The organism is Streptomyces sp. R41 (genome assembly GCF_041053055.1).
GTDB lineage: Bacteria > Actinomycetota > Actinomycetes > Streptomycetales > Streptomycetaceae > Streptomyces.
Map to the genome: position 1 here is coordinate 6,292,295 of NZ_CP163443.1, position 24,782 is coordinate 6,317,076.

Annotated in this window: 18 protein-coding genes; 8 read left to right on the forward strand and 10 right to left on the reverse strand. The window is 68.1% G+C overall.

What is annotated here, in order from left to right:
* Positions 1-10: 10 nt before the first annotated feature.
* The 5 genes from AB5J53_RS28910 to AB5J53_RS28930 all read right to left on the reverse strand — a co-directional run bounded on the left by AB5J53_RS28910 (position 11) and on the right by AB5J53_RS28930 (position 5,915).
* Entirely contained in the window at positions 11-523 is a 513-nt protein-coding gene (locus AB5J53_RS28910; protein WP_369248565.1) for a Pycsar system effector family protein, read from the reverse strand.
* Positions 520-1,932 (reverse strand): PE-PGRS family protein, encoded by a 1,413-nt coding sequence (locus AB5J53_RS28915; RefSeq protein WP_369248566.1) that lies wholly within the window; start codon positions 1,930-1,932, stop codon positions 520-522. The genes AB5J53_RS28910 and AB5J53_RS28915 overlap by 4 nt, the downstream gene beginning before the upstream one ends.
* A gap of 3 nt (positions 1,933-1,935) precedes the next feature.
* Positions 1,936-4,068, reverse strand: a complete 2,133-nt coding sequence (locus AB5J53_RS28920; protein ID WP_369248567.1) for a hypothetical protein — start codon at positions 4,066-4,068, stop codon at positions 1,936-1,938.
* Complete coding sequence (locus AB5J53_RS28925; protein ID WP_369248568.1) at positions 4,065-4,943, reverse strand: hypothetical protein; 879 nt, start codon at positions 4,941-4,943, stop codon at positions 4,065-4,067. Before AB5J53_RS28925 ends, AB5J53_RS28920 begins: the two co-directional genes overlap by 4 nt.
* A 255-nt stretch (positions 4,944-5,198) precedes the next feature.
* Entirely contained in the window at positions 5,199-5,915 is a 717-nt protein-coding gene (locus AB5J53_RS28930; protein WP_369248569.1) for a Crp/Fnr family transcriptional regulator, read from the reverse strand.
* A gap of 455 nt (positions 5,916-6,370) precedes the next feature.
* On the opposite strand from AB5J53_RS28930, the gene rpsL reads away from it, so the two are divergent.
* The 6 genes from rpsL to AB5J53_RS28960 all read left to right on the forward strand — a co-directional run bounded on the left by rpsL (position 6,371) and on the right by AB5J53_RS28960 (position 15,040).
* A complete protein-coding gene (gene rpsL, locus AB5J53_RS28935) occupies positions 6,371-6,742 on the forward strand; it encodes a 30S ribosomal protein S12 (protein WP_003948652.1) in 372 nt (123 codons plus the stop codon).
* Between the two features lie 2 nt (positions 6,743-6,744).
* Entirely contained in the window at positions 6,745-7,215 is a 471-nt protein-coding gene (gene rpsG / locus AB5J53_RS28940) for a 30S ribosomal protein S7 (RefSeq protein ID WP_003998848.1), read from the forward strand.
* 39 nt (positions 7,216-7,254) lie between these two features.
* Complete coding sequence (fusA, locus tag AB5J53_RS28945; protein WP_369248570.1) at positions 7,255-9,381, forward strand: elongation factor G; 2,127 nt, start codon at positions 7,255-7,257, stop codon at positions 9,379-9,381.
* A 143-nt stretch (positions 9,382-9,524) separates the two neighbouring features.
* The gene (gene tuf, locus AB5J53_RS28950) at positions 9,525-10,718 is read left to right on the forward strand and encodes an elongation factor Tu (protein WP_093905285.1); all 1,194 of its coding nucleotides are present in this window, start codon (positions 9,525-9,527) and stop codon (positions 10,716-10,718) included.
* Between the two features lie 220 nt (positions 10,719-10,938).
* Positions 10,939-13,947, forward strand: coding sequence for a glycosyl hydrolase 115 family protein (locus AB5J53_RS28955; protein WP_369248571.1), 3,009 nt, complete (start codon positions 10,939-10,941; stop codon positions 13,945-13,947).
* A gap of 52 nt (positions 13,948-13,999) precedes the next feature.
* Positions 14,000-15,040 (forward strand): endo-1,4-beta-xylanase, encoded by a 1,041-nt coding sequence (locus AB5J53_RS28960; protein WP_369248572.1) that lies wholly within the window; start codon positions 14,000-14,002, stop codon positions 15,038-15,040.
* A 6-nt stretch (positions 15,041-15,046) separates the two neighbouring features.
* On the opposite strand, the gene AB5J53_RS28965 is transcribed toward AB5J53_RS28960, so the two are convergent.
* The 4 genes from AB5J53_RS28965 to AB5J53_RS28980 all read right to left on the reverse strand — a co-directional run bounded on the left by AB5J53_RS28965 (position 15,047) and on the right by AB5J53_RS28980 (position 18,485).
* On the reverse strand, positions 15,047-16,273 hold the full coding sequence (locus AB5J53_RS28965) for a cytochrome P450 (protein WP_369248573.1): 1,227 nt from the start codon (positions 16,271-16,273) through the stop codon (positions 15,047-15,049).
* A gap of 133 nt (positions 16,274-16,406) precedes the next feature.
* Positions 16,407-17,003 carry a Uma2 family endonuclease gene (locus AB5J53_RS28970; RefSeq protein WP_369248574.1) on the reverse strand — a complete coding sequence of 199 codons (597 nt, stop codon included), beginning with the start codon at positions 17,001-17,003 and terminating at the stop codon, positions 16,407-16,409.
* Positions 17,004-17,055: 52 nt separating this feature from the next.
* Entirely contained in the window at positions 17,056-17,904 is an 849-nt protein-coding gene (locus AB5J53_RS28975; protein WP_369248575.1) for a helix-turn-helix domain-containing protein, read from the reverse strand.
* Between the two features lie 245 nt (positions 17,905-18,149).
* Positions 18,150-18,485, reverse strand: coding sequence for an ATP-binding protein (locus tag AB5J53_RS28980; RefSeq protein ID WP_369248576.1), 336 nt, complete (start codon positions 18,483-18,485; stop codon positions 18,150-18,152).
* Between the two features lie 169 nt (positions 18,486-18,654).
* Here AB5J53_RS28980 and AB5J53_RS28985 point away from each other — a divergent pair, with 169 nt between their 5' ends.
* Positions 18,655-23,205 carry an RHS repeat-associated core domain-containing protein gene (locus AB5J53_RS28985; RefSeq protein ID WP_369248577.1) on the forward strand — a complete coding sequence of 1,517 codons (4,551 nt, stop codon included), beginning with the start codon at positions 18,655-18,657 and terminating at the stop codon, positions 23,203-23,205.
* A gap of 66 nt (positions 23,206-23,271) precedes the next feature.
* On the forward strand, positions 23,272-23,616 hold the full coding sequence (locus tag AB5J53_RS28990; protein WP_369248578.1) for a hypothetical protein: 345 nt from the start codon (positions 23,272-23,274) through the stop codon (positions 23,614-23,616).
* A gap of 407 nt (positions 23,617-24,023) precedes the next feature.
* On the opposite strand, the gene AB5J53_RS28995 is transcribed toward AB5J53_RS28990, so the two are convergent.
* Complete coding sequence (locus AB5J53_RS28995; protein WP_369248579.1) at positions 24,024-24,551, reverse strand: hypothetical protein; 528 nt, start codon at positions 24,549-24,551, stop codon at positions 24,024-24,026.
* Positions 24,552-24,782 lie beyond the last annotated feature (231 nt).

Below are 24,782 nucleotides of genomic sequence, written 5' to 3' on the forward strand. Positions count from 1 at the left end.
GGTGGGGACGTCAGCCGATGAGCAGAGCGGTGGGCAGCAGCGCCGTGCCGGTGCAGAAGGCGATCAGACCGGTGCGGATCCACTGGTGCTTGCGGGCGGCGATACGGCTGGTCTCGGTGAGGGCCGCCGTGAGTCCGGCGGCGGGGTCGCGGTCGGTGTCGGCGAGCGCGGCGGCCAACTGGCCTTCGTGCACGGCCTGTTGGATGTCGCCGAAGTAGCACAGCGGCTGCCCCGGGGCCCAGGAGCCGCTGCGGTAGCGGGGGAGTACGGCGAGGAGCAGCGCGAACAGGGAGAGCGCCAGGGCGGCGGCCCCGGCCCACCACAGGGCGGTCCCGGCCCAGGAGAGCTCCCCCGGCGTCCAGTCCCGCCCGGCCAGCAGCCCGCTGAACACTCCCGCCGTCATCCCGAGCGCCGCCACGAGCACGGACGCCTTGCTGTCGGCCCGGGCGATCTCGCCCCGCAGCTCGGTGAGCAGCCGCTCGGCGGTTCGGGCGCCGGTCCGGGTGTCGGGGGTGGTGGTCACGCGGACCCCGCCTCGGGGGAGTCCTGCGACGGTACGCCGGAGTCTGCGGGCTCGGCGGCGCCGGGAGCCGGGGGTACGGCGGGAGCGGGGCCCGCGGCCGCGTAGGGCGGTGCGGGCTGGGTGTACGGGGCGGCCGGCGCCTGCGGCGAAGAGGGCCGGCCGTAGGGGGCGCCCGGTGTCTGTGGGGCGGGCGGCTGACCGTAGCGGTCGCCCGGCGTCTGCGGCTGACTGTACGGGCCGCCCGGTGCCTGCGAGGTGGGCGGCTGACCGTACGGGTCGCCCGGCGTCTGCGGCTGGTTGTAGGGGGCGGCCGCGTACGGCGCCGGTGGCTGGTACGGGGGCGCGGAGCCGTAGGGAGGCTGGGCCGGCGGTGGAGGCGGGGTCTGGCCGGGGTCCGGCGGCTGAGGCGGTACGTACGGCTGTCCGGGCGTCGTCCCCGGGGGCAGCGCGCCCTGCTCGGGCGCCGCCTGCTGCTGGATCAGGTCGTTGATCTTCGGCAGCATGGAGCGGGCGGACTCCGCCTTCTGGAAGTCCTCCAGCGAGTCCCCGGCGATCAGTTCCAACTCGCTCTTGATGAAGGACAGCTGCTCCTTCTGGATGGAGCCGACGACCAGCTGGGTGTCCTCGGGGTGCTGGGCGAGATGCACCGCCCAGGCGCCCACACCGCCGTGCTGGAGGTGGTACTGGTAGAAGTTGATCTTCTCCGTCATCAGCTGCTGGTTCTGCTGCTGGCGCAGGACTTCCAGTTCGTGCTGCTGCCGCGCCTGGCGCAGCCGGAACTCGTGCTCGGGGTCGAGCATTTCGGACTCGTAGCGCAGGCTCCGCTGCCGCCGCCGGTGCGCGATCGCCTCGTCGTCTAGGCGAAGCCGTACGACACACGTCACGGCGAGGCCGATGCCCGCCGCGAAACCACCCGTCTCCACGGCCTGTTGGACCGCGTGCTCGGCGGACGGGCTGTCCTCGATGGAGAAGCGGCGGCTGACCGGCCGCGCGAACTGGTGGAGTTCGCGGGTCAGCCGGGTGGGCACATCACGCTCGCCGCTCGCCACGTACGCGATCGGATCGGCGACCCGCCAGGTCAGATCGGCGGTGGCGCCGAAGGAGAACGCGTCGTCGTCGCTGGGCAGCTCCAGGTCCAGCTGCACCGGGTGGCTGCCCATGTCCACCTCGTACACGGAGGTGTAGCGACGGGTCGCCGCGTCCGAGCGGCTCGGGCGGTGCGGCGGGATGTAGACGTCGTACGAGCCCTTGGCGGTGACGAAGACCAGCGCGTGGTCGATCGCGGTGACCGGCCGTCTGGCGGTGTAGTCGAAGCGGGCGATCGGCCGCACGGTGAGCACCGGGTCGATCAGCGCGCTGTGCCGGTTGGCGTCCTGCTGCCACTCCGGCTGACGGCGGAACTCCGCCATGGTTCAACTCCTCGATGGATCTGTGGTGGAGGGGGTCAGTACGCCGATCAGTCGATCGGCGATCGGTGGGCGCGGGCCGCCGTCGGGGGCGGGCAGATTGAGCAGCTCGTGGCTGAGGCGCTTGTGGTCGTCGGCCGTCACGACCAGCGCGGGGAGCAGATACTCCAGGGCCTGCGCCGTGTCCGCGCGGTGCTCGGCCATGTACACCCAGGTGTGCAGGGCGCTGAGGGCGCCGCGGGTGTGCGCGCGGTCGCCGAGCGCGGTGCGCCAGAGGGTGGCGAGATCGCGGGCCGAGTCCGGCTCGTACATGCCCGTGGTGGCGTACCACTCGACCAGGGCGTCCTCCTCGTCGTTGTCGCAGGCGCGGACGAACGCGGCCAGCGCCAGCGCGCGGACCGAGGCCGTGTCGTGGTGAAGCAGACGCACCAGCTCGGAGAGCATTTCGCCGCGCCGGGCCCCGACCGAGAGCAGCAGGGCCGTGGACTCGATCAGGTTGTTCGCCTCGGCCGGACTGCTGCCCCCGGCACGGGCGCGGGCGGCGAGCGCGCTCAGCGCGGGGCCCGCCAGGTCGGGGCGGAGCGGTGTGAGCAGCCCGAAGGCGCGGATGGCGGTCCAGCGGCGGGCCCAGTGGGAGTCCGTGCACCACTGGGTGAGCAGGCGCAGCACGACGGGCGCGTCGAGGAGCTGGGCGAGCGTGAGCGTGTTCGCGGCGGTGACGCGGGGGCCGAAGGACTTCGAGACGGCCCAGCCGTCGATCAGCAGCGCCACCGCCGAGGGCAGGTCGGCGCGCGCGAGCAGCGCGGTGGCCGCGGCGGCCCGGGTCCGTACGACCGGGCGGCCGTCGCGGGCCAGCTCCTTCAGCCAGGCGACCAGCGCGGGCCGGGCAGACGGATGGCCCGTCCACACCTCGGTGAGCAGGACGCCCGGGGTGTTCTCCTTGCGGAAGTACGCCGTGAACTGTGGCACCGAGCCCCATTCGGTCGCCTCGTCCCGGACCTCTCCCCCGGCCCGCGCGCGCTCCAGGCGGGTCTCGGCGGCGAGCCCGAACACCGGGATCTCCGGGGGCTGTTCGGGATGCTGCAGCCGCTGGAAGTGCACGAACAGCTTGTCGGCGAGCTCGGCGGCGAGGACGTACGGCGCCTGGTCGAAGACGGCGAGCGAGATGAGGAACGCCTTGTCCCGCAGGGTGGCTTCGGGGTCGCTCAGCCACTCCCGGCACTGCTGCTCGACCGCGGCCTGCCCGAAGTCCGCGAGCCGCGCCGCCGCTTCCTCGCTGCCGTCGTAGCCGGCCACTTCCGCGGCGAACTTGGCGGCCTCGGCGGGCCGGTGGGCCCCACGCAAGAGGAAGTCCCGTACGGGGCCCAGGGAAAGGAGGCCCTCGATGTCCTCGCCGCGCCGGTGGTCGGACAGATGCGCGCGCAGCACGGCGGCCGGCTCCGGCGGCTCCCACCGGGATGGAGTGGCCCCCAGCAGGAACGGGGAGTTCTCGATGGTCACCACCAGATACCCGTCGACCTTCTTGAGCTGGTCGCGGGCCGCGTGCAGATGGGGATCCCGCAGCGGCCGGTTGCGGGTCAGCGGCAGATCGCGCAGGACATGGCCGCCGGGCGCGGCGAGCTGGGCGGCGAGGGCCGCGGGGCTCGTCTCCGAGGAGAGGGCGTGCACGGCGGGGACACCGAGGCGGTGCAGGAGCATGAGCGCGGCGGCGTTGCGGCCGGTGGCGTGGGCGCCCGCGAGGACGAGGACGCGTTCCTCGCGCAGGCGTGCCAGGGCGGAGGCGAAGACGGGGCCCTCGACGAAGACCGCGGACAGCGCCTCGAGGTCCGCCCGCGGGATCTCCCCGGACGCGTACGCCGCCGAGGCCGCCGCCGCTGTGTGGTGGTGGATCTCCGTCTTGCCGCCCATGAACACATCACGGGCTACGCCGCCGGACACGCCGTGCTGGGCGCCGCCGACCAGGCTGCCGCCGAACGACGCGGCCTCGCTGAAGATGAACCCCGGGGTGTGCGCGACGAGTTCGCGCTGCGCGGCCCGGGCCTCCTGGGTCCGCTCCTGCTCCTCGTCCTCGGCGGCCGGGTGCGGTTCTCGCTGCGGTACGTCGTCGGGGGCCGGCCCCGGCGATGGGGGCACCGTCACGCCGACTCACCCCCGGACCCGCCCAGGTGGACGTCGCCGGTGACCCGGCCGCCGGAGACGCCGTGCTGGTCGCCGCCGACGAGGCTGCCGCCGAAGCTGGGGGAGCCGCCGTTGAAGTTGAAGACGACGCCGCCGGGCGGGGTGGCGAGACGGGCAGGGGCGGCGGGGTCGGCGGGCTTGCCCGACCCCGCCGCTGGCGCCGCCCCCGGCGCCGGGCTCTCCCCCGAGTCGCCCGGCGCCGGGGTTCCCCCCTTTTCACTGTGGTCGTCGGTGCCCTGCTTCTCACCGTGGTCCTCGGTGCCCTGCGGTACCGGGCCGTGCAGCCAGGCCCGCAAGGGTCCGTTCTTGCTGTCCACCGTCACCGGGTGGAAGTCCTCCGCCGGGATGCCGGGGTGGCTGTGGCGGACGATCCCCGTGTGCACGCCCTCCGAGACGCACAGGGCGAAGTCGTTCGCCCGCTCGCGCAGCGCCGCGCGCAGGAGCTGGGCGTCGAGGAGGCGGCAGGCGTGGTTCAGGTCCGAGCCGACCCAGCCGTCGTGGTCGTCCACGGCGACGTATCCCGTGGCGACCACGCCCCGCAGCCGGATCTGGGCGGAGCTGGAGGCCATGCGGTTGATCGCCCGGAGCTGGGCGGGGACCTCGGTGAGCAGGGCGCGCAGGAGTGCGGTGACCGAGGCGTTGGCGTCGATCAGCTCCATCACGGAGTCGCCGCGGTCCGCGCGGAGGCGGAGGCGCTCGTCGATGCCGGCGGTTTCCAGCGCGCGGTCGGTGATGTCGTACAACATGCGCCGCAGATAGGCCTGCTCGACGTCGTCCCGGTCGCTGTACTTCTCGATGTCGAGCAGGAGGATCGTCCGGCTCACGGGGTCGGTCATGGTCGCCTGGTCGCCTTTCGGTGGGGGCCTTGCCTGGCAAGCAGGTTGGCGGTCCCGGCGGGCGGGGTGTGAGGGCGGATGACCCACTTCAACTGTGACCGTGTGCACAGAAGGCGGGTTTCGCCCCCTCCGCCCCTGCCCATTCCCGCACCTGGGGGCCTTCGCCCCCAGACCCCCTGAGTTGTTCTTTCGGTGCGGGCCGGTGGGCTTGTCGCGCAGTTCCCCGCGCCCCTTACGGGGCGCGGCCCCCAGCCCTCAGCCCCCCGCCCCCTCCGCCCGAGCAATCCGCCGTAGTACATCCATCCGCACGATCACCATCGCCCGCCGGCCCGTCACCACGGCCCCGCGCTCCCGGAGCTCCTTCAGCAGTCGCTGGACCATTTCCCGGGAGGCGCCGACGGAGCCCGCGAGTTCCTGCTTGCTCAAGGGGACCGACAGCTCGATGCCCTCCTGCGTACGGCGGCCATTGGTGCGGGCGAGATCGAGGAGGAGGGCCGCGAAGCGTTCGCGGACGCTCATGGAGGCGAATTCCAGGCGGCGGCGGTCGGCCGCGCGGGTGCGGTCGGAGGTGAGGCCGAGGAGGGCGAAGGAGACGGCGGGGGAGCGGGCCAGGAAGTCGGTGAAGTGCTCGCGGACGACCGCGACGGTGCGGACCGGTTCCAGGGCTGTCACGGTCGCCGAGCGTGGGCGGCCGGTCAGGGCAGCCGACTCGCCGATGATGTCGCCGGGGCCGCGCAGCGCGAGCAGCGCCTCGTAGCCGTTGGCTGCGGCCGCGGTCACCTTCGTCCAGCCGTGCGTGACGATCAGGACGTGCGAGGACGGCTCGCTCTGGTGCAGGAGCACCATGCGGGGGGCGAAGGACAGCTCGTGGCCGAGGGACAGCAGCGCGGAGCGGTCCGCGCTCTCCAGCCGGGCCAGGAACGGCACCCGGTCGTCCAGCCCCTCGTCACCGGGTAAATGCGCGCCCGTCATGAATCCCCCGTCCCCCGATGTCCCCGATCGGCGCCACGGCCGATGCAGCACAGCGACCGATCAACGTACTCAACCGGTGATTGCCACGGGCACCGAACCATCGAGAAATCGCAGAGAATCACCGACATTCACAGGTTGTTGACGACAAGGGCCGGGAACGCCCCCGGAGAGCCCTGAAGAGCCCCCAGAAGAAGCGTGACAAGTCCGGCGTGTCGGGCCCCACGGCATTTGTTTTGACCGAAGTCCTTGAGGTAGGTACGCTCAGACCTTGTGCCTGGGGTGTGCCCTGGCTCCCGTGCGTGCCTTCAAACCGCAAGCGGAGCCGTAACTGGCCGCCGTAATCTGCGCCCTTTTCGCCTCGCGGCGGGAGTCTGCAGCTTCGACACACCCGACCGCGTGGGTCGGCGATGTTCCAGGTTAGCTTCACCATTCGGCACACAGAAACCGGAGAAGTAGTGCCTACGATCCAGCAGCTGGTCCGGAAGGGCCGGCAGGACAAGGTCGAGAAGAACAAGACGCCCGCACTCGAGGGTTCCCCTCAGCGTCGCGGCGTCTGCACGCGTGTGTTCACGACCACCCCGAAGAAGCCGAACTCGGCCCTGCGTAAGGTCGCGCGTGTGCGTCTGACCAGCGGGATCGAGGTCACCGCTTACATTCCGGGTGAGGGACACAACCTGCAGGAGCACTCCATCGTGCTCGTGCGCGGCGGCCGTGTGAAGGACCTGCCGGGTGTTCGCTACAAGATCATCCGTGGTTCGCTCGACACCCAGGGTGTCAAGAACCGCAAGCAGGCCCGCAGCCGCTACGGCGCCAAGAAGGAGAAGTAAGAATGCCTCGTAAGGGCCCCGCCCCGAAGCGCCCGGTCATCATCGACCCGGTCTACGGTTCTCCTCTTGTCACGTCGCTCATCAACAAGGTGCTGCTGAACGGCAAGCGCTCCACCGCCGAGCGCATCGTCTACGGCGCCATGGAGGGCCTGCGCGAGAAGACCGGCAACGACCCGGTCATCACGCTGAAGCGCGCTCTCGAGAACATCAAGCCGACCCTCGAGGTCAAGTCCCGCCGTGTCGGTGGCGCCACCTACCAGGTGCCGGTCGAGGTCAAGCCCGGCCGCGCCAACACCCTGGCGCTGCGCTGGCTGGTCGGTTACTCCCGCGCCCGTCGCGAGAAGACCATGACCGAGCGTCTGCTCAACGAGCTTCTCGACGCCTCGAACGGCCTCGGCGCGGCCGTGAAGAAGCGCGAGGACACCCACAAGATGGCCGAGTCCAACAAGGCCTTCGCGCACTACCGCTGGTAGTCGCTACCCCCATCGAGACCGAGAGAAGACTGAAGCCTTATGGCTACCACTTCACTTGACCTGGCCAGGGTCCGCAACATTGGGATCATGGCCCACATCGACGCGGGCAAGACGACCACCACCGAGCGGATCCTCTTCTACACCGGCGTCAGCTACAAGATCGGTGAAGTCCACGACGGCGCTGCCACCATGGACTGGATGGAGCAGGAGCAGGAGCGTGGCATCACGATCACCTCTGCTGCCACCACCTGTCACTGGCCGCTTGAGGACAACGACTACACGATCAACATCATCGACACCCCGGGCCACGTCGACTTCACGGTCGAGGTGGAGCGCTCGCTGCGCGTCCTCGACGGTGCCGTCACGGTGTTCGACGGTGTCGCCGGTGTCGAGCCGCAGTCCGAGACGGTGTGGCGTCAGGCCGACCGTTACGGCGTGCCGCGCATCTGCTTCGTCAACAAGCTCGACCGGACCGGCGCGGAGTTCCACCGCTGCGTCGACATGATCTCGGACCGCCTTGGTGCGCAGCCGCTGGTCATGCAGCTTCCGATCGGTGCCGAGGCCGACTTCAAGGGCGTTGTGGACCTGGTCCGCATGAAGGCGCTCGTGTGGTCCGCCGAGGCGGCGAAGGGCGAGATGTACGACGTCGTCGACATCCCGGCCACGCACACCGAGGCAGCCGAGGAGTGGCACAACAAGCTCATCGAGGCCGTCGCGGAGAACGACGAAGAGATCATGGAGCTGTACCTGGAGGGCCAGGAGCCCACCGAGGAGCAGCTGTACGCCGCGATCCGTCGCATCACCATCGCGTCCGGCAAGTCCAGCGACACCACGGTCACCCCGGTGTTCTGTGGCACCGCGTTCAAGAACAAGGGCGTCCAGCCCCTGCTCGACGCGGTCGTGCGCTACCTTCCGACCCCGCTTGACGTCGAGGCCATCGAGGGCCACGACGTGAAGGACCCCGAGGTCGTGGTCAAGCGCAAGCCGTCCGAGGACGAGCCGCTGTCCGCACTCGCGTTCAAGATCATGAGCGACCCGCACCTGGGCAAGCTCACCTTCGTCCGGGTCTACTCGGGCCGCCTGGAGTCCGGCACCGCCGTGCTGAACTCCGTCAAGGGCAAGAAGGAGCGCATCGGCAAGATCTACCGCATGCACGCCAACAAGCGTGAGGAGATCGAGGCGGTGGGCGCCGGTGACATCGTCGCCGTCATGGGCCTGAAGCAGACCACCACCGGTGAGACGCTGTCGGACGACAAGAACCCGGTGATCCTGGAGTCCATGGACTTCCCGGCGCCGGTCATTCAGGTCGCCATCGAGCCCAAGTCCAAGGGTGACCAGGAGAAGCTGGGTGTCGCCATCCAGCGCCTCGCGGAGGAGGACCCCTCCTTCCAGGTTCACTCGGACGAGGAGACCGGCCAGACCATCATCGGTGGTATGGGCGAGCTGCACCTCGAGGTGCTGGTCGACCGTATGCGCCGTGAGTTCAAGGTCGAGGCCAACGTCGGCAAGCCGCAGGTCGCATACCGTGAGACGATCCGTAAGGCCGTCGAGCGCGTGGACTACACCCACAAGAAGCAGACCGGTGGTACCGGTCAGTTCGCCAAGGTGCAGATCGCGATCGAGCCCATCGAGGGCGGCGACGCCTCGTACGAGTTCGTGAACAAGGTGACCGGTGGTCGTATCCCGAAGGAGTACATCCCTTCGGTCGACGCCGGTGCGCAGGAGGCCATGCAGTTCGGCATCCTCGCCGGGTACGAGATGACGGGCGTCCGCGTCACGCTTCTCGACGGTGCCTACCACGAGGTCGACTCCTCCGAGCTCGCGTTCAAGATCGCCGGTTCGCAGGCCTTCAAGGAGGCCGCGCGCAAGGCCAGCCCCGTGCTGCTCGAGCCGATGATGGCCGTCGAGGTCACCACGCCCGAGGACTACATGGGTGAGGTCATCGGCGACATCAACTCCCGCCGTGGTCAGATTCAGGCCATGGAGGAGCGGGCCGGTGCCCGCGTCGTGAAGGGCCTCGTGCCCCTCTCGGAGATGTTCGGCTACGTCGGAGACCTCCGCAGCAAGACGTCGGGTCGCGCAAGCTACTCGATGCAGTTCGACTCCTACGCCGAGGTTCCGCGGAACGTCGCCGAGGAGATCATCGCGAAGGCCAAGGGCGAGTAACGCACCCCGTTTACACGCTTTAGGCTTGACACCGACCGCCGGGGTCGGACCACACGGAAAAACCCCGGCGGGCGGCACCCCAGCAAAGATCACCTGGCGCCGATGAGTAAGGCGTACCAGAACCACTCCACAGGAGGACCCCAGTGGCGAAGGCGAAGTTCGAGCGGACTAAGCCGCACGTCAACATCGGCACCATCGGTCACATTGACCACGGTAAGACGACCCTCACGGCCGCCATTACCAAGGTGCTGCACGACGCGTACCCGGACCTGAACGAGGCCTCGGCCTTCGACCAGATCGACAAGGCTCCTGAGGAGCGCCAGCGCGGTATCACCATCTCCATCGCGCACGTCGAGTACCAGACCGAGACGCGTCACTACGCCCACGTCGACTGCCCCGGTCACGCGGACTACATCAAGAACATGATCACGGGTGCGGCGCAGATGGACGGCGCCATCCTCGTGGTCGCGGCCACGGACGGCCCGATGCCGCAGACCAAGGAGCACGTGCTCCTGGCCCGCCAGGTCGGCGTTCCGTACATCGTTGTCGCCCTGAACAAGGCCGACATGGTGGACGACGAGGAGATCCTGGAGCTCGTCGAGCTCGAGGTTCGTGAGCTGCTCTCCGAGTACGAGTTCCCGGGCGACGACCTGCCGGTCGTCAAGGTCTCGGCGCTCAAGGCCCTTGAGGGCGACAAGGAGTGGGGCCAGTCCGTCCTCGACCTGATGAAGGCCGTCGACGAGAACATCCCGCAGCCCGAGCGTGACGTCGACAAGCCGTTCCTCATGCCGATCGAGGACGTCTTCACGATCACCGGTCGCGGTACGGTCGTCACCGGCCGTATCGAGCGCGGTGTCCTGAAGGTCAACGAGACCGTCGACATCGTGGGCATCAAGCAGGAGAAGACCACCACCACGGTCACCGGCATCGAGATGTTCCGCAAGCTGCTCGACGAGGGCCAGGCCGGTGAGAACGTCGGTCTGCTGCTCCGCGGCATCAAGCGCGAGGACGTCGAGCGCGGCCAGGTCATCATCAAGCCGGGCTCTGTCACCCCGCACACCGAGTTCGAGGCGCAGGCGTACATCCTGTCCAAGGACGAGGGTGGCCGCCACACGCCGTTCTTCAACAACTACCGTCCGCAGTTCTACTTCCGTACGACTGACGTGACCGGTGTTGTGACCCTCCCCGAGGGCACGGAGATGGTCATGCCGGGCGACAACACTGAGATGAAGGTCGAGCTCATCCAGCCCGTCGCCATGGAGGAGGGCCTCAAGTTCGCCATCCGTGAGGGTGGCCGGACCGTGGGCGCCGGCCAGGTCACCAAGATCAACAAGTAAGTCTTGTTGGCTTGATTGCCTGGTAGCTCCTCAGGGCTACAGAAGGGGCCCGTACGACTTCGGTCGTACGGGCCCCTTTGCCGTGCCCGGGGGCTCCGGGTGTCCGGGGCGCTCCGAAACTATTCGACGCCGACGACCCATTCCCCCCGGCCGACCCTCCCTCCACTATTTGTCATGCCGCTGAGCAAATTCGGTCGAGGGGCGTTCCGAGGGGTGAGGCATGTCTGGACACGTGAGCCGTAGAGCCGTTCTGGGTGCCGGTCTCGCGGCGTTGCCGGCGCTGTCGGGGGTGGCCTGGGCGGCCCAGGGGCCTCGGGCGACCGACCCGGGGGCGTACATCTCGTTCACCGGTGGCGCCTTCTCGCTCGTGGGTGCGCCGGTGGTGGTCTCTCCGGACGATCACCCCGGAGTCGTACGGGTAGCAGGCGACCTCCGCGGCGACATCGAGCGGGTGACGGGGGTACGGCCCGGCGACGCGATGGCGCGGGAGGTCGTCCTCGTCGGGACGATGGGGCGCAGCCCGCTGATCGACGGGCTGATCGCCTCCGGGAAGCTGGACGTCACGGGGGTGCGGGGGAAGTGGGAGACCTCGCTGCAGACCGTCGTGGAGCGGCCCATGCCCGGCGTCGACCGGGCCTTCGTCGTCGCGGGCAGCGATCCGCGCGGCACGATCTTCGGGGCGTACGACGTCTCGTACGGGATCGGGGTCTCGCCCTGGTACTGGTGGGACGATGTGCGGCCGGTGCGGAGGGATGCGCTGTACGTGCTGCCGGGGCGGCACACGCAGGGCACGCCGGCGGTGAAGTACCGCGGGATCTTCGTCAACGACGAGAACCCGGCGCTCGGCACCTGGGCCCCCGCGTACTTCGGCCCTGGCAAGGCGCCCGGCTTCCCCGGCGGCTTCAACGCGGACTTCTACGCCAAGGTCTTCGAGGTTCTGCTCCGTCTGAAGGCGAACTACCTGTGGCCGGCGGTGTGGGGCCGGGCCTTTGCCGAGGACGACCCGCTCAATCACAAGCGGGCGGCGGAGTATGGGATTGTCATGGGCACGTCTCACGAGGCGCCCATGATGCGGGGAATCGAGGAGTGGAACCGGCACGCGGTGCCCGCGGTGCGCGACGGCAGCGGTGCCGTCGTGACGCCCGGGCATGACCCGTACGGCGGTACGGGGGAGTGGTCGTTCCGGCGCAACGCCGACGCCATCAAGGCGTACTGGCGCGAGGGCATCCAGCGGATGGCCGACCAGGACTTCGAGGGCGTCGTCACGCTGGGCATGCGGGGGAACGGGGACACGAGCCTGCCGGACGGCGACGGTGTCGAGCTGATGCGGGAGATCATCGACGCGCAGCGGCAGATCATCTCCGAGGTCACGGGTGGTGACGCGGCTGCTGTGCCCCAGGTGTGGACGCTCTACAAGGAGGTCCAGCGGTACTGGGACCGTGGGCTTCGGGCGCCGGACGACGTGACCGTCGTCCTGACCGACGACAACTGGGGCAACATCCGCAAACACCCGGACCCGGCCGAGCCCGCGCGGGCCGGCGGCTACGGCCTCTACTACCACTTCGACTACGTCGGCGTCGGCCGCAACTACAAGTGGGTCGACACGACGTCCCTCCCGAACATGTGGGACCAGCTCCGCCAGGCCCACGCCTACGGAAATCGCGGGCTGTGGGTGACGAACGTCGGGGACCTCAAGGGCAATGAGCTGCCCACCGAGTTCTTCCTCGATTACGCCTGGAATCCCGAGCGTTGGGGGCTGTCGTCGCTCGGCGAGTGGGAACGGCGCTACGCCCGGCAGAACTTCGGCCCGGCGCAGGCCTCGGCCATCGCCGACGTACTGGCGACGTACGGGCAACTCCAGTCCCGCCGCAAGCCCGAGCTGCTCAACCGCCGTATCACGGGGAGCGGTGCGGACATCGCGTACGACGACCAGGCCACGCCCTTCTACGGGCGCGAGCTGGAGCGGGTCACCGAGGAGTGGCGGGAGCTCGCCGAGCGGGCCTCGCGCATCGCCCGGAGGTTGCCGGACTCGGCGCAGGACGCGTGGTTCGAGCTGGTCGGCTACGAGGTGCTGGCGACGGCGAATCTGTACGAGCTGCGCGCGGCGGAGTTCACGAATCTGCTGTACGCGGCCCAGGGCCGGGCGGCGACGAACGACCTGGCGGCCGCGGCGGAGGCGGGCCTGGAGCGGGACTTCGCGCTGGCCGACCGTTTCAACTCCCAAGTGGCGGGCGGCAAATGGCGCGGCTTCCAGACTCAGCCGCACATCGACTACGGGGACGTGGAGCGGTACGGGCCGAACGCGGGGTGGCAGCAGCCGGAGCTGAACAATGTCGCCCTGCCCGATGTGCTCTTCCCCGCGGTGAAGCGCATCTCGCTTCCGGACGCGGCCGAGCTGGGGGTGTCCGTCGATGAGGCGGTCGTGCTGAGCCCTTACCGGACGGGCCCGGCGCCGTACATCGAGGTGTTCAACCGGGGCCGGGAGAGCTTCGACTACCGGATCGAGGCGTCGGTGCCGTGGATCACCGTGGACCGGCCGCGGGGGAGGGTCTCGGACCAGCTGCGGACGGTGGTGAAGGCGGACTGGGCGCGGGCGCCCCGGGGCCGTACGGACGCGGAGATCACCGTGCGAGGTGCGGGTGCTTCCGTGGCCGTCCCGGTGACCGCCGAGAATCCGGCGCCGCGGGGACTGCGCGGTTTCGTGGAGGCGGGCGGGTACGTGGCGCTGGACTCGGAGCACTACGCGCGGGCCGTGGGCGACTGGCAGCGCATCGACCGGATCGGCCGTACGGGGGCGGGGCTGACACCACTCCCCGTGACGGCGGCGCGCCAGACGCCGGGGCGTGCGGACTCGCCTCGCCTGGAGTACGAGGTCAGCCTGCTGACGCCGGGCGAGGTGACGGTCTGGGCGTACCTGTCCCCGCGCAATCCGGCGCTTCCGACGGGCGGCCTGTGCTACGCGCTCTCCTTCGACGACGCACCGCCGCAGACGGTCGACATCCACGCGGCCACGGGCGCGGACGACGGCCTGATGAATAAGCAGTGGGCCCGCAACACGTCGGACAACGTGAACGTGACGTCGACGAAGCATTCCCTGACCTCGCCCGGGGTGCACCGGCTGACCTTCTGGATGGTCGACCCGACGGTCGTGCTCCAGCGGCTGGTGATCGATACGGGCGGGCTGACACCGACGTATCTGGGCCCGCCGGAGAGCCATCGCGTCGGCTGACCCCCACGCCATTGCCGTACCTACGAAGGGATCGCACATGATGAGTTTCCGCATGCCCGCAGCCGTACTCGTGAGCGCAGCTCTGCTGGTCACAGGTGTCGCGCAGACGGCGTCGGCCCACGAGGCCCCGCTCCGGACACTCGCCGGCCGCGCGGACGTCCGGATCGGCACCGCCGTGGACATGACGGCGCTGGCCGAGGACTCCACGTACCGCCGCACGACCGCGCGTGAATTCAACTCGGTGACGGCCGAGAACGTCATGAAGTGGGAGTCGGTCGAACCGCGGCGCGGGGCGTACGACTGGTCGAAGGCGGACGCGTTGGTGCGCTTCGCCCGCGCCCACGGCCAGGCCGTACGCGGTCACACACTGCTCTGGCACAACCAGCTGCCCAGCTGGCTGACGACGGGTGTCGCGGACGGATCGATATCCGCGGCCGAGTTGAGGGGCATCCTCCACGACCACATCACCACCGAGGTGAAGCACTTCAAGGGCGAGATCTACCAGTGGGACGTGGTGAACGAGGTCTTCGACGACGACGGCACGCTGCGGAACTCGATCTGGCTCCAGCAGCTCGGCCCGTCGTACATAGCCGACGCCTTCCGCTGGGCCCACGCGGCGGACCCGAAGGCGAAGCTCTTCCTGAACGACTACAACGTCGAGGGGATCAACGCGAAGTCGACGGCGTACTACGAGCTGGCGAGCCGGCTGCGCGCCGAGGGCGTACCGGTGCAGGGCTTCGGCATCCAGGGCCACTTGGGCATTCAGTACGGCTTCCCGGGCGATGTCTCGGACAACCTGGCGCGCTTCGCGGAGCTGGGCATGCAGACGGCGTTCACGGAGGTGGACGTACGGATGATCCTGCCCGCGGATGCCGAGAAACTGGCGACCCAGGCGACGTACTTCCGCGGCCTGCTGGACGCCTGCCTCGCCACCCGCGGCTGCAAGTCCTTCACCGTCTGGGGCTACACGGACAAGTACTCGTGGGTGCCGGGCGTCTTCACGGGCCAGGGGGCGGCGACGCTGATGGACGAGGGCTTCGTGACGAAGCCGGCGTACGCGGCGGTACGGGAGGGGTTGGCGTCCGGTCGGTAGGTCCGGTCACCAGGCGATCGGCAGGGAGATGGGGCCGCGGATCATCGTGCGCTGCCGGAAGGGGACCTCATCGGCGGATACGGCGAGGCGGAGGTCCGGGCAGCGCTCCAGCAGGGTGTCGATCAGCAGCTCGATCTGCATACGGCACAGGACGGCGCCCGTGCAGAAGTGCGGCCCGTTGCCGAACGCCATGTGCGCTCCGGCGTCCCGGTCGACGTCGATCCGGTCGGGGTCGGGGAAGACGTCCGGGTCGCGGTTGGCGGCCAGGTAGGAGACGTAGACAGGGTCGCCCGCGCCGATGCGGACGCCCTGGATGACGACGTCCTCCAGGGCGACGCGGGGCAGGCCCACGGCGGTGCGGTGCGGGATGTAGCGCAGGAGTTCGTCGATGACGGCGGGGCGTGCGGCGGGGTCGTTGCGCACGCGGTCCATCAGCTCGGGCCGGGTCATCAGGAGGTAGAACATCTGGCCGCTGTTGTTGGTGAGCGCCTCGCCGCCGATCTGCAGCGGGCCGGCGACGCTGATCGCCTCCTCCTCCTTGAGCTCACCGCTGCGCACCGCGCCGCCGAGCAGCGACAGGACGTCGTCCCCGTCGCCGTCCTGACGATCGCGGATGGCCCGCGCGATCCACCCGAACAGGCCCTTCTTGGCGCGCTCGGAGGCCTCGGCGCCGCCCGCGGTGGAGATGATCTCCCGCGTCCAGGCGTGCACCTTCTGCCGCTCGTCGGCGGGCACGCCCATGACCTCGCAGACGACGGAGATCGGAAAGGGCTCGAGGACCCGCTCGATCAGATCGGCGGGCGGCCCGTCCTGCACCATGGCGTCGACCAGCTCGTCGAGCATCTCCTGGGCGCGGGGGCGCAGCCGCTTCACCGCGCCCACGGTGTACGCGGTCGAGGCGGCGCGGCGGAGCCGGTTGTGGTCGGGCTGGTCGGCCCACGCGAGAGCCCCCGGCCGCGGCGCGAAGTGCGGCGCCAGCCGCGTGAACTGCCGCACGGAGGCCTCCCTGCGGCTGAACCGGGGATCATTCGTGATCATCTTCACGTCGTCGTACCGCGTCGCCAGCCACGCCCACTCCTCCTCCCCATGAGGAAGCCGAATCCGCGTCAGCGGCCCTTCCCGCATCAACTCCGCGAGCACCGGGTCGAACTCGGTCCCCTGCACACCGACGTCGGGCCAGTCCCGTACGGGGGGAGGGGTCTGCTCGGCGAGGGTGGTGGTGTCTTCTGCCATGGGTCCACGATCAGGTGCCTGCGGGGGGCTGTCGCGCGGGAGTGCTCCGGACGGCGGGTGGGGCGTGGCCGTGTTCCTGCCAAGGCCGGCGTCACAGACCCGAACGCATGTCTTTCCCGGCGGAGGCTTGGCCTCAGCCCTCTGGGTAGCGTGGCAGGCCCTCGGTAGAGATCGTCCAGTCGGCGATGGTGATGTCCTCGCCGTACACGAACTCCTTGCGGGTGGCGTAGCGCGGGCCGTGCGGCGTCTGGTGGATGTCGGAGAGCACTGCCCCCGAGCCCGTGCGCGGATCGAAGATCACGTACAGCGGGATGCCCAGCAGCGGGTAGTCCCGTACTTTGCTCACCCAGTCGTTGTCCGGGTTGGAGCGGGACACGACTTCGACGGCGGCGATGAGCGTGCGCGGGTCGAAGGAGCCGTCCCCCTCCATGTCGGCCTCGGCGATCAGCATCACGTCGGGGTGGCGCATGATGCCCTCGGGTACGTCCTCCACGTCCGGGGTGCCCGTGTGAGCCACGAGGTCCTCCGGCATGACCTTCTCGAGGCGTTTCCGGACGCGCAGCGCGGTGAGTTCGTGCTGCTTCACGGGCGACATCATGTCGTGAACGATCCCCTCCTTGGTGATCTCGAACTTGCCGGGAAGGGTGTCGTCCATCGACTGAACGAAATCCCGCATCGTCCGGTACAGGTGGTGGGTGTCCCGCCGCGCGTCGTCCGGGGCGATGCTCATGGCGTGCGCTCCTCGTCGTCTCTGCCCAGGGGCAAGGGTCGTCACGTTCATGCTAGGCGGCCTCCACGAGGTCGGATCGGCAGTCGCGGCAGCGACCGGGTTCGGGGGCGCGAAAGGCACGGTCGCAGCCCTCGCAGTTCTGGAGGGGGTGCGGGCGTAGCACGACAGGGGCTGCGGGCAGGGGCGGCGGCAGCAGTTCCGTAAGGCGGTGCGCGAGGAGGGCTGCCGGGCGGTGGAGGGGCTCGCAGGGGAGGCTCGCTGTCAGGGTGCGGCGTACGGCACGGGGGTCGGCGCCGCGTTCCAGCCACGCGGTGACGGCCGGGGCGAGGCGGTGCACGTCGCGTTCGGGGAGCAGGAGGCGGGGGTCGTCGCGGTGCAGGCTCGCCAGGAGTGCGGTGGCTGTGCGGTGGTGGGCCAGGTCGTGGGTACGGGGTTCGGGCAGTGGGGGCTTCGGGCGGGACTCGACGCGCGGCGTCGACGGAATCTCGACGACGGGCCGTACGGGGGCGGGGACCGGCTCTTTCCTGGGGGCGGGCCGGGGTTGCGAAACGCGTGCCGGCTGGTTGTACGACACCGTGTGCGTGACGACGCGACCACTCGGGAGACGTTCGCGCCTGCGGGCCAGATAACCGTGCGCCTCCAGCTCCCGCAGCGCCGCCGCGATCCTCGTCTCGCCCTCGGGGAAACGGGCCGCGAGCGTCTTGATGTCGACGCGGGCACCGGCGGGCAGCGACTGGATGTGGGCGGCGAGGCCGATCGCGGTGAGGGTCAGCTCGCGGTGCTGGGCGAGGTGGTTGCCGATCACCGTGTAGCGGGTGGTGTGGCGGACGTTGATGTGGGTGATGCCCCGCGGATTCCGGGGCTGGGCGCACGGGGGCGCGCTAGGGTGCTGCGTATCCATCGGGAAGCCTCTGTCTCTTCCTCGTTGGTCAGGCCCTCGATCGGGATGCCAGTCCCGGCCGGGGGCCGTCGCATGTCTGCGGTTGTGGTGCTTGTGGTCGCGAGCATATGCGTGCCAACGGGCGGGAAATCCAGCTGAGTTGGTGATCGTCACCCTTGCGAGTGACGGGAGGCTGGTGGGGTTGGGAGGGGTTTTCTCCCCGGGGAATTCAAAAGCTTTGATGTCGCTACCGCCCGCTTCGCGGTTCACCGGGACGTGGCGGGCCGCGTTCCGGTGAGAGCCCCATCGCGTCGGAGAATCGGCTCGGCCCAGACCGTCTTGCGCGGCGGCGGGCCGGTCGTCACGCCCCACCGGTCGGACAGCGCCTCGACCAGGACGAGGCCGCGCCCTGACTCGCCCTGAGGGGCGGCCGGTTGAGCGCGGGGCAGCCGATCACCCCGCGTTTCCGCCACCTCGACGCGGAGGACGCTCTTCGTCGCCGTAAGGCTGAGGTGGAAGTCCCGCCCCGGTGCACGCCCGTGGGTCGCGGCGTTGGCCGCCAGCTCCGCGACGATGTGAACCCCCAGGGCTCGCGTCTCCACTTCGCGCCCGCCGTGTGGGCCAACTTCGTGTCGTACGCCTCTCAGAGCTGATCCACGTCTCTCGCCCACCTCCGGTAAATTCGCTGAAGCGTACGAGAGTTACTGAGGCGAACGTGACGGGGGTTGCGGCGTGGCGGGGAACCGGCCGAAGGATTGGCATGTCCTGGACTTGGACAAGGACCCCACTCCCGGTGACCCGGACCGGGTCCGGCACCTGGCCAAGAACCTGCACGACTTCGCCGATGACGTCGGGGACGCGCTCCGCCTGATCAAGGGGATGGCGGACGAGGACGCGGTCCTGAAGTGGGCCGGCAAGTCCGCGAAGGCGTTTCAGGACGAGTTCTCGGGTGTGCCGAAGCAGCTGAAGAAGCTGAAGAAGTCGTACGAGATGGCGGGGGATGCCCTCACTGACTACTGGCCGAAGCTGGAGCGCGCGCAGGCGCTGGCGGACAAGGCCCTGGCGAAGGGCCGCGAGGCGCAGTCGGACCTCTCCTCGGCCAAGTCCCGTCTGTCGTCGGCCGATTCGTGGGTGACGAAGGCCAACAAGGAAGCGGACAAGTACAAGGACGACCCCACCGGCAGCAAGGACACCGAGAAGCCGGACGAGGCGAAGGTGCGGGCCGCCACCCGGGACGCGCAGCACGCCAAGTCGGCGCAGACTTCGGCCCAGTCGGATGTGACGTCCGCGAACGGCGCGTTGGACGCGGCGAAGAAGATGGCCGAGGACGCCCGCAAGATGCGGGAGGAGGCGGCGAAGACCGCCAAGGACAAGATCGACGAGGCCTCGGACGCGGGGATCCGCAACCGCAAGTGGTGGGAGGAGGTCGGGGACTGGTTCTCCGACAACTGGGACACCATCGTCGCGGTCTGCAAGGTCGTCGTAGCGGTGGTCGGCATCATCGCGATGATCATCGGTGGCCCGATCCTGGGCGCCATCGTGCTCATCGCAGCGCTCGTCGTCCTTGCGGACACGCTCAACAAATACGCGAAGGGCCAGGCCTCGCTGTGGGATGTGGCGTTCGCGGCGCTGGACTGCATACCCGGGATGAAGGGGATCACCACCCTGGGCGGTCTGGCGAAGGGGCTCAAGGGTGGGATGGCCGCCCTCAAGGGCATCAAGGGTGGGCTGAAGGGTCTGGGCCTTGCCGCGAGCGGGCTGGGCAGGTCGGCCCGCGGTGCCCTTGCGGACGGAGCGAAGGGCGCTTACAACCGGCTCAAGAGCGTGGTCCGTTCCAAGGGCAGCGACCCGGTGGACATGGCCACCGGCGCGATGTTCCTGCCCCAGACAGACATCATCCTCCCCGGTACCTTGCCGTTGGCTTTCACCCGCCGAGTCGCCTCCGACTACCGCACTGGCTGGTGGTTCGGCCCCACCTGGGCCTCCACCATCGACCAACGCCTCGAAGTAGACGAGAACGGCATCGTCTTCGTCACCGAGGACGGCCTGCTCCTCGCGTACCCCCATCCCATAAGCCCGGAGACCCCGGTCCTGCCCGAGGCCGGCCCCCGCTGGCCCCTGATCCTGCTCGACAACGGCGGTTACCGCATCGACGATCCGCTCCTGGGACATGGCCGCCACTTCTCCCTCCCAGCAGACGGCATCGCCCTGCTCACCCGCATCTTCGACCGTAACTCCAACACGATCAGCTTCGACTACGACGAGCACGGCACTCCCCTCGCCATCCGCCACTCCGGCGGCTATCACCTCAAACTCACCACCGACGAAGGCCGCGTGACCACCCTGGCCCTGGCTGGAGCCGCGGAAGACGGTTCCGACGGCATTGTCAGGGCGTATACCTACGCCGACGGAGTCCTGACCGCCGTCATCAACGCAACTGGCCACCCGCTCAACTTCACGTGCGACGAGCGGCAGCGCATCACTTCGTGGACCGACAGCAACAACTGCAGCTACACGTACGCCTACGACAGTCGCGACCGCTGCATCGCTGAAGGAGGCGAGGGCGGCCACCTCACCATCACCCTCGACTACGACGGTGCTGACCCTGCCTGGCCCGACTGCCGTGTCACGACCCTCACGACGGCCGAAGGCGCAGTGTCTCGCTTCGTAGTCAATGACAGCAGCCAGGTAGTAGCCGAAATAGACGCCCTCGACGGGACGGTCCGCACCGCGTACGACGAGCATCACCACCTGCTGACACGAACCGATGAACTTGGCCACACCACACGGTTCATCAACAACGACCTAGGGCAGCCCGTCGAAGTCTCTCTGCCCGATGGTTCAGTCTTCCAGTACGCGTACGACGCAATGGGTCAGCCCACAGAAGGCCATCTGCCTGATGGCACTGCCTGGTACCGGGAGTACGACGAACGAGGAAACTGCACGGCTGTCACGGATGCGGGCGGGGCAACGTACCGATACGAGTACTCCGTCGCGGGGCATGTCTCGGCGATCACCGACCCAATGGGGTACGCCACGACGTTGGAGTGCAATTCCGCAGGACTGCCCTTCCGCTCGATCGATCCCCTCGGGACCACGAGCCGGTGGGAGCGCAACGCGGCAGGGGCACTGGTCACCTATGTAGACCCCCTGGGCCACTCAACCCATTTCAAATGGACCGCTGAGGGGCTGCTCCAGAGTCGCACGACACCGGATGGTGCCACCGAGGCCTGGAACTACGACGGCGAGGGCAACTGCACCAGTCATACCGACGCAGTCGGCGCGACAACCCACTTCGAATACACGCACTTCGATCTACTGGCCGCCCGCATCAACCCGGACGGTGTCCGATACGCATTCGAGTACGACACCTCCTTGCGGCTCACTCGGATTCGCAACCCGCAGGGACGGGAGTGGCAGTACACCTATGACCCTGCTGGTCGCCTGGTCGCGGAGACCGACTTCGATGACCGAGTCGTCACGTATACACGCGATGCGGTCGGCCGACTCGCCTCGCGCGCAAATACTCTGGGTCAAGTCGTGCACTACACGCACGATGTTCTGGGCCGGGTGACGCGCAAGAACGCGGATGGCCAAATCACCGACTTCACCTATGACCACAGCGGTCAACTGGTCCACGCATCCAACAGCTATGCCGAGCTCAAGTTCCGCCGAGACGAAATGGGCCGAATTGTCGAGGAGAGCGTAAACGGCCGCGCTATCCTCAACCGTTACAACACCCTCGGGCAACGAACGCAGCGCATCACCCCTTCGGGTTCGAGTACCCTCTGGACGTATGATGCCGCCGGTAATATAGGGGAATTGAACGCATCCGGCCGCGTGATTCGATTCGATCGCGATCACGCCGGTCGGACAATCAGCCAACGTGTCGCGTCAAATGTACACTTGACGAACACCTTCGACGAAGTCGGCCGCCTTACCGCGCAGAATGTGATATCTCCCGGTCTACCGGATAATCTGCATCGCTCCTATTCCTATCGTCCGGACGGGTATCTGATCCGTCTCGTTGATCACGCAAACGGGATACGTGACTTTGATCTTGATGTGGCCGGCCGTATTATTTCTCTTCGCTCCCCAAACTGGTCCGAGCGGTACGCGTATGACGAAGTCGGCAATCAAATCGAAGCGGATTGGCCCGGCTCGCACCCGGGTCAGTCCGCCGTAGGTGCCCGCAGTTATGCCGGCACGCGAGTAATGCGTGCGGGCAACACCCGCTACGAATATGACGATCTAGGGCGCGTGACGCTGCGTCAAACAGCACGAATATCTCGCAAACCCGACTCCTGGCGGTACAAGTGGGATGCCGAAGACCGTCTGGTTGAGACGGTAACCCCTGACGGGACCCATTGGTGTTACGAGTATGACGCTCTCGGGCGACGTACCGCGAAGCAGCGTCTATCAGCTGATGGTGCATCAGTCGTTGAGGAAACCAAGTTCACCTGGGACGGCTCATTCCTGTGTGAGCAGGCGACATACACTCGGGATCTTCCTCACGTCATCACTCTCACCTGGGATCACGAGAACCTCCACCCGATCGCTCAAACTGAACGCATCGCCTCAGTCGACACGCCGCAGCGTGAAATCGACTCGCGCTTCTTTGCGATCGTCACTGATCTGGTAGGAACACCGAGTGAGCTCATCGACGAGGCAGGTGCCATCGCCTGGCGAGCGCGCTCCACGCTCTGGGGGAAGACGGCATGGGCAACTGATTCCGCGGCGTACACACCTCTGCGTTTCCCCGGGCAGTACTATGACCATGAAACAGGGCTTCACTACAACTATTTCCGCCACTACGACCCCGAGACTGCCCGCTATCTCAGCCCCGACCCGCTGGGCATAGCGCCGGCCCCTAATCCGGTTACGTACGTCAGTAACCCCCACCGATGGACCGACCCGCTTGGGCTTTCTCCATACGTGGCTGTAGATACCAATCCCATGATTGACGCACTCAATGGTTCGCGGACCGCCGAAGTGGATGCTGCTTTGGCTGGCAGGACGCCGGTCCTCTCGCCGCAGGCGCACCGTGAACTGATCGAGGGCGGGCATTCACCTGAAGCCATCAGTAACTGGCTGGCAGAACGCGGTGGCCGAATGGGGCCGGAAGCCACGGCGGAGGGGGTCTCGGACATTCAAGGGCGACTTAAGGCCATGTGGAAGGGGAAGTCCTTCAATCCCATGATTCGTACGGACGATGCCAAGGTTCTGCATTCCGCGGCGCAGGAAGGGCTGTCGCTCATTACGAATGATAAGAAGTTTTATCAGAATGCGGAGAGGCTCGGCTATACGACTGAGCGGTATTAGCAGCAGGTCGGTGAAGGCTGCCCATGATCACTGAGGAGGGAATCTGTCATGCATGAGGGTGGAAGCATGCCGGATGAAGAAGTCGGGCAAGAAATCGATCTCGACGAAATTGAAGAGGTATGTTCTGCGGCTACGCCGGGTCCATGGTTCGTCAGGAGCTTGGACGACGACTATGCCATGAATCTCGTAGCGGTGAGCACCGTGGAAGATACGGGACAGGGGGAGAGATGGCCCAATTTCGACCACCGCGAGATGATCGCTGCGACATTGGTACAACATCCCCGTTACGTCGATTGTGCAGATGAACGCTGGGATGAGAATGCGGCGTTCATCGCGATGGCAAGGGAAGCAGTGCCACAACTCGTGAAGGAGATCAAACGTCTTCGGCGTTTGCTTTCTTCTGCCGAGTGAGGCTCGGTTTCGCTGGCAGCGCGTGCTTGAGTAACGACGCTGCGGTTCGCGTCCGGCGCAGCTGCGAGCGCCTGAGGCGGTGGAGGCGATCCGCGCTCTTGTACATGTTCCGGGCGGCAGGGCCGTGTAGCCCGAGCTGCTCACGACGACCGTATCCGCTCGGTCCTGACGCAGAGTCAGGGAGGAGTGGGCTGTTGGGGCCGGTTGAGCTGTGCGCGTGGCAGCGTCGTGGGTCGACCGGTTCGGGTTCCGGTTGGTGACGGTGAGCGTGACCCGGTCGAACTGGTAGTTGGACGAGTGGGGCCCGGGATGTCCCGGGCCCCATTACTTCGCGGCGGCGGGTTCGTGAACGTGGCCACGCCCTGCCGCCGGGCGGGCCGGTCCCGCACTACCGGCCCTCAGTGCTGTCAGGTGGTGCCCCCGCCGTAGTTGCTGGGGGTGAAGCAGAAGTCGGCGTGGCTGACCGCGGGGAGCTGGCCGCCGTTGTTGAGCGGGGAGATGAGCCCCGTGTCGAACGCAATGCCGTTGGGGAAGCCGGTCACGGCGTTGTAGAGGTAGCGGTTGGCGTCGTCCCCGCCCTTGACGGTGACCTGGCTGACCGCGATGGTGCCCGTGGTGGTGAAGCTGACCCGCCTGGGACCGTCGCCGACATTGTCGCTGAACGTGACGGTGACGGAGCCGGTTCCGTCGTTGGGGATGGTGACCGGGATCGTCTGCGGGTTGGTGCTGGGGGACACTCTGATCGCGTTCGAGCGGTCGGGACAGCTCCCTTTTTCGGTCGGATTGTCCGCCACAAAAATGGGCGGCACCGCCGCGGCCGCCGCGGGTCCGGCGCTGATGCCGACCGCCGCGGCCGTGGCCAGGCCGGCGCCGAGAAGCCGGGCTCCCCATCTCGTGCGTCGCGACCGGGTCTTTACTCGGGTGGCTACTCGCATAACGAGCACTCCTCCTTGTTTTCTGGGTGTACCGGACCTGCCCTCGCGGACGCTCGCGCCTTTTCAATCGGCAGTTCGAGTTTTGAAGAACTGTCCGTCACCGGGCGTCACATCATTTGCATGATCGGACCGCCATCACGCCGCACGACTCCATTTCCTGAGCCGTTCGGGCTTCAAATGGGGGCCGGAAAGGTGAAGCGCGGCGTCGCGGCGCCGCGAGAAATCGAGGCG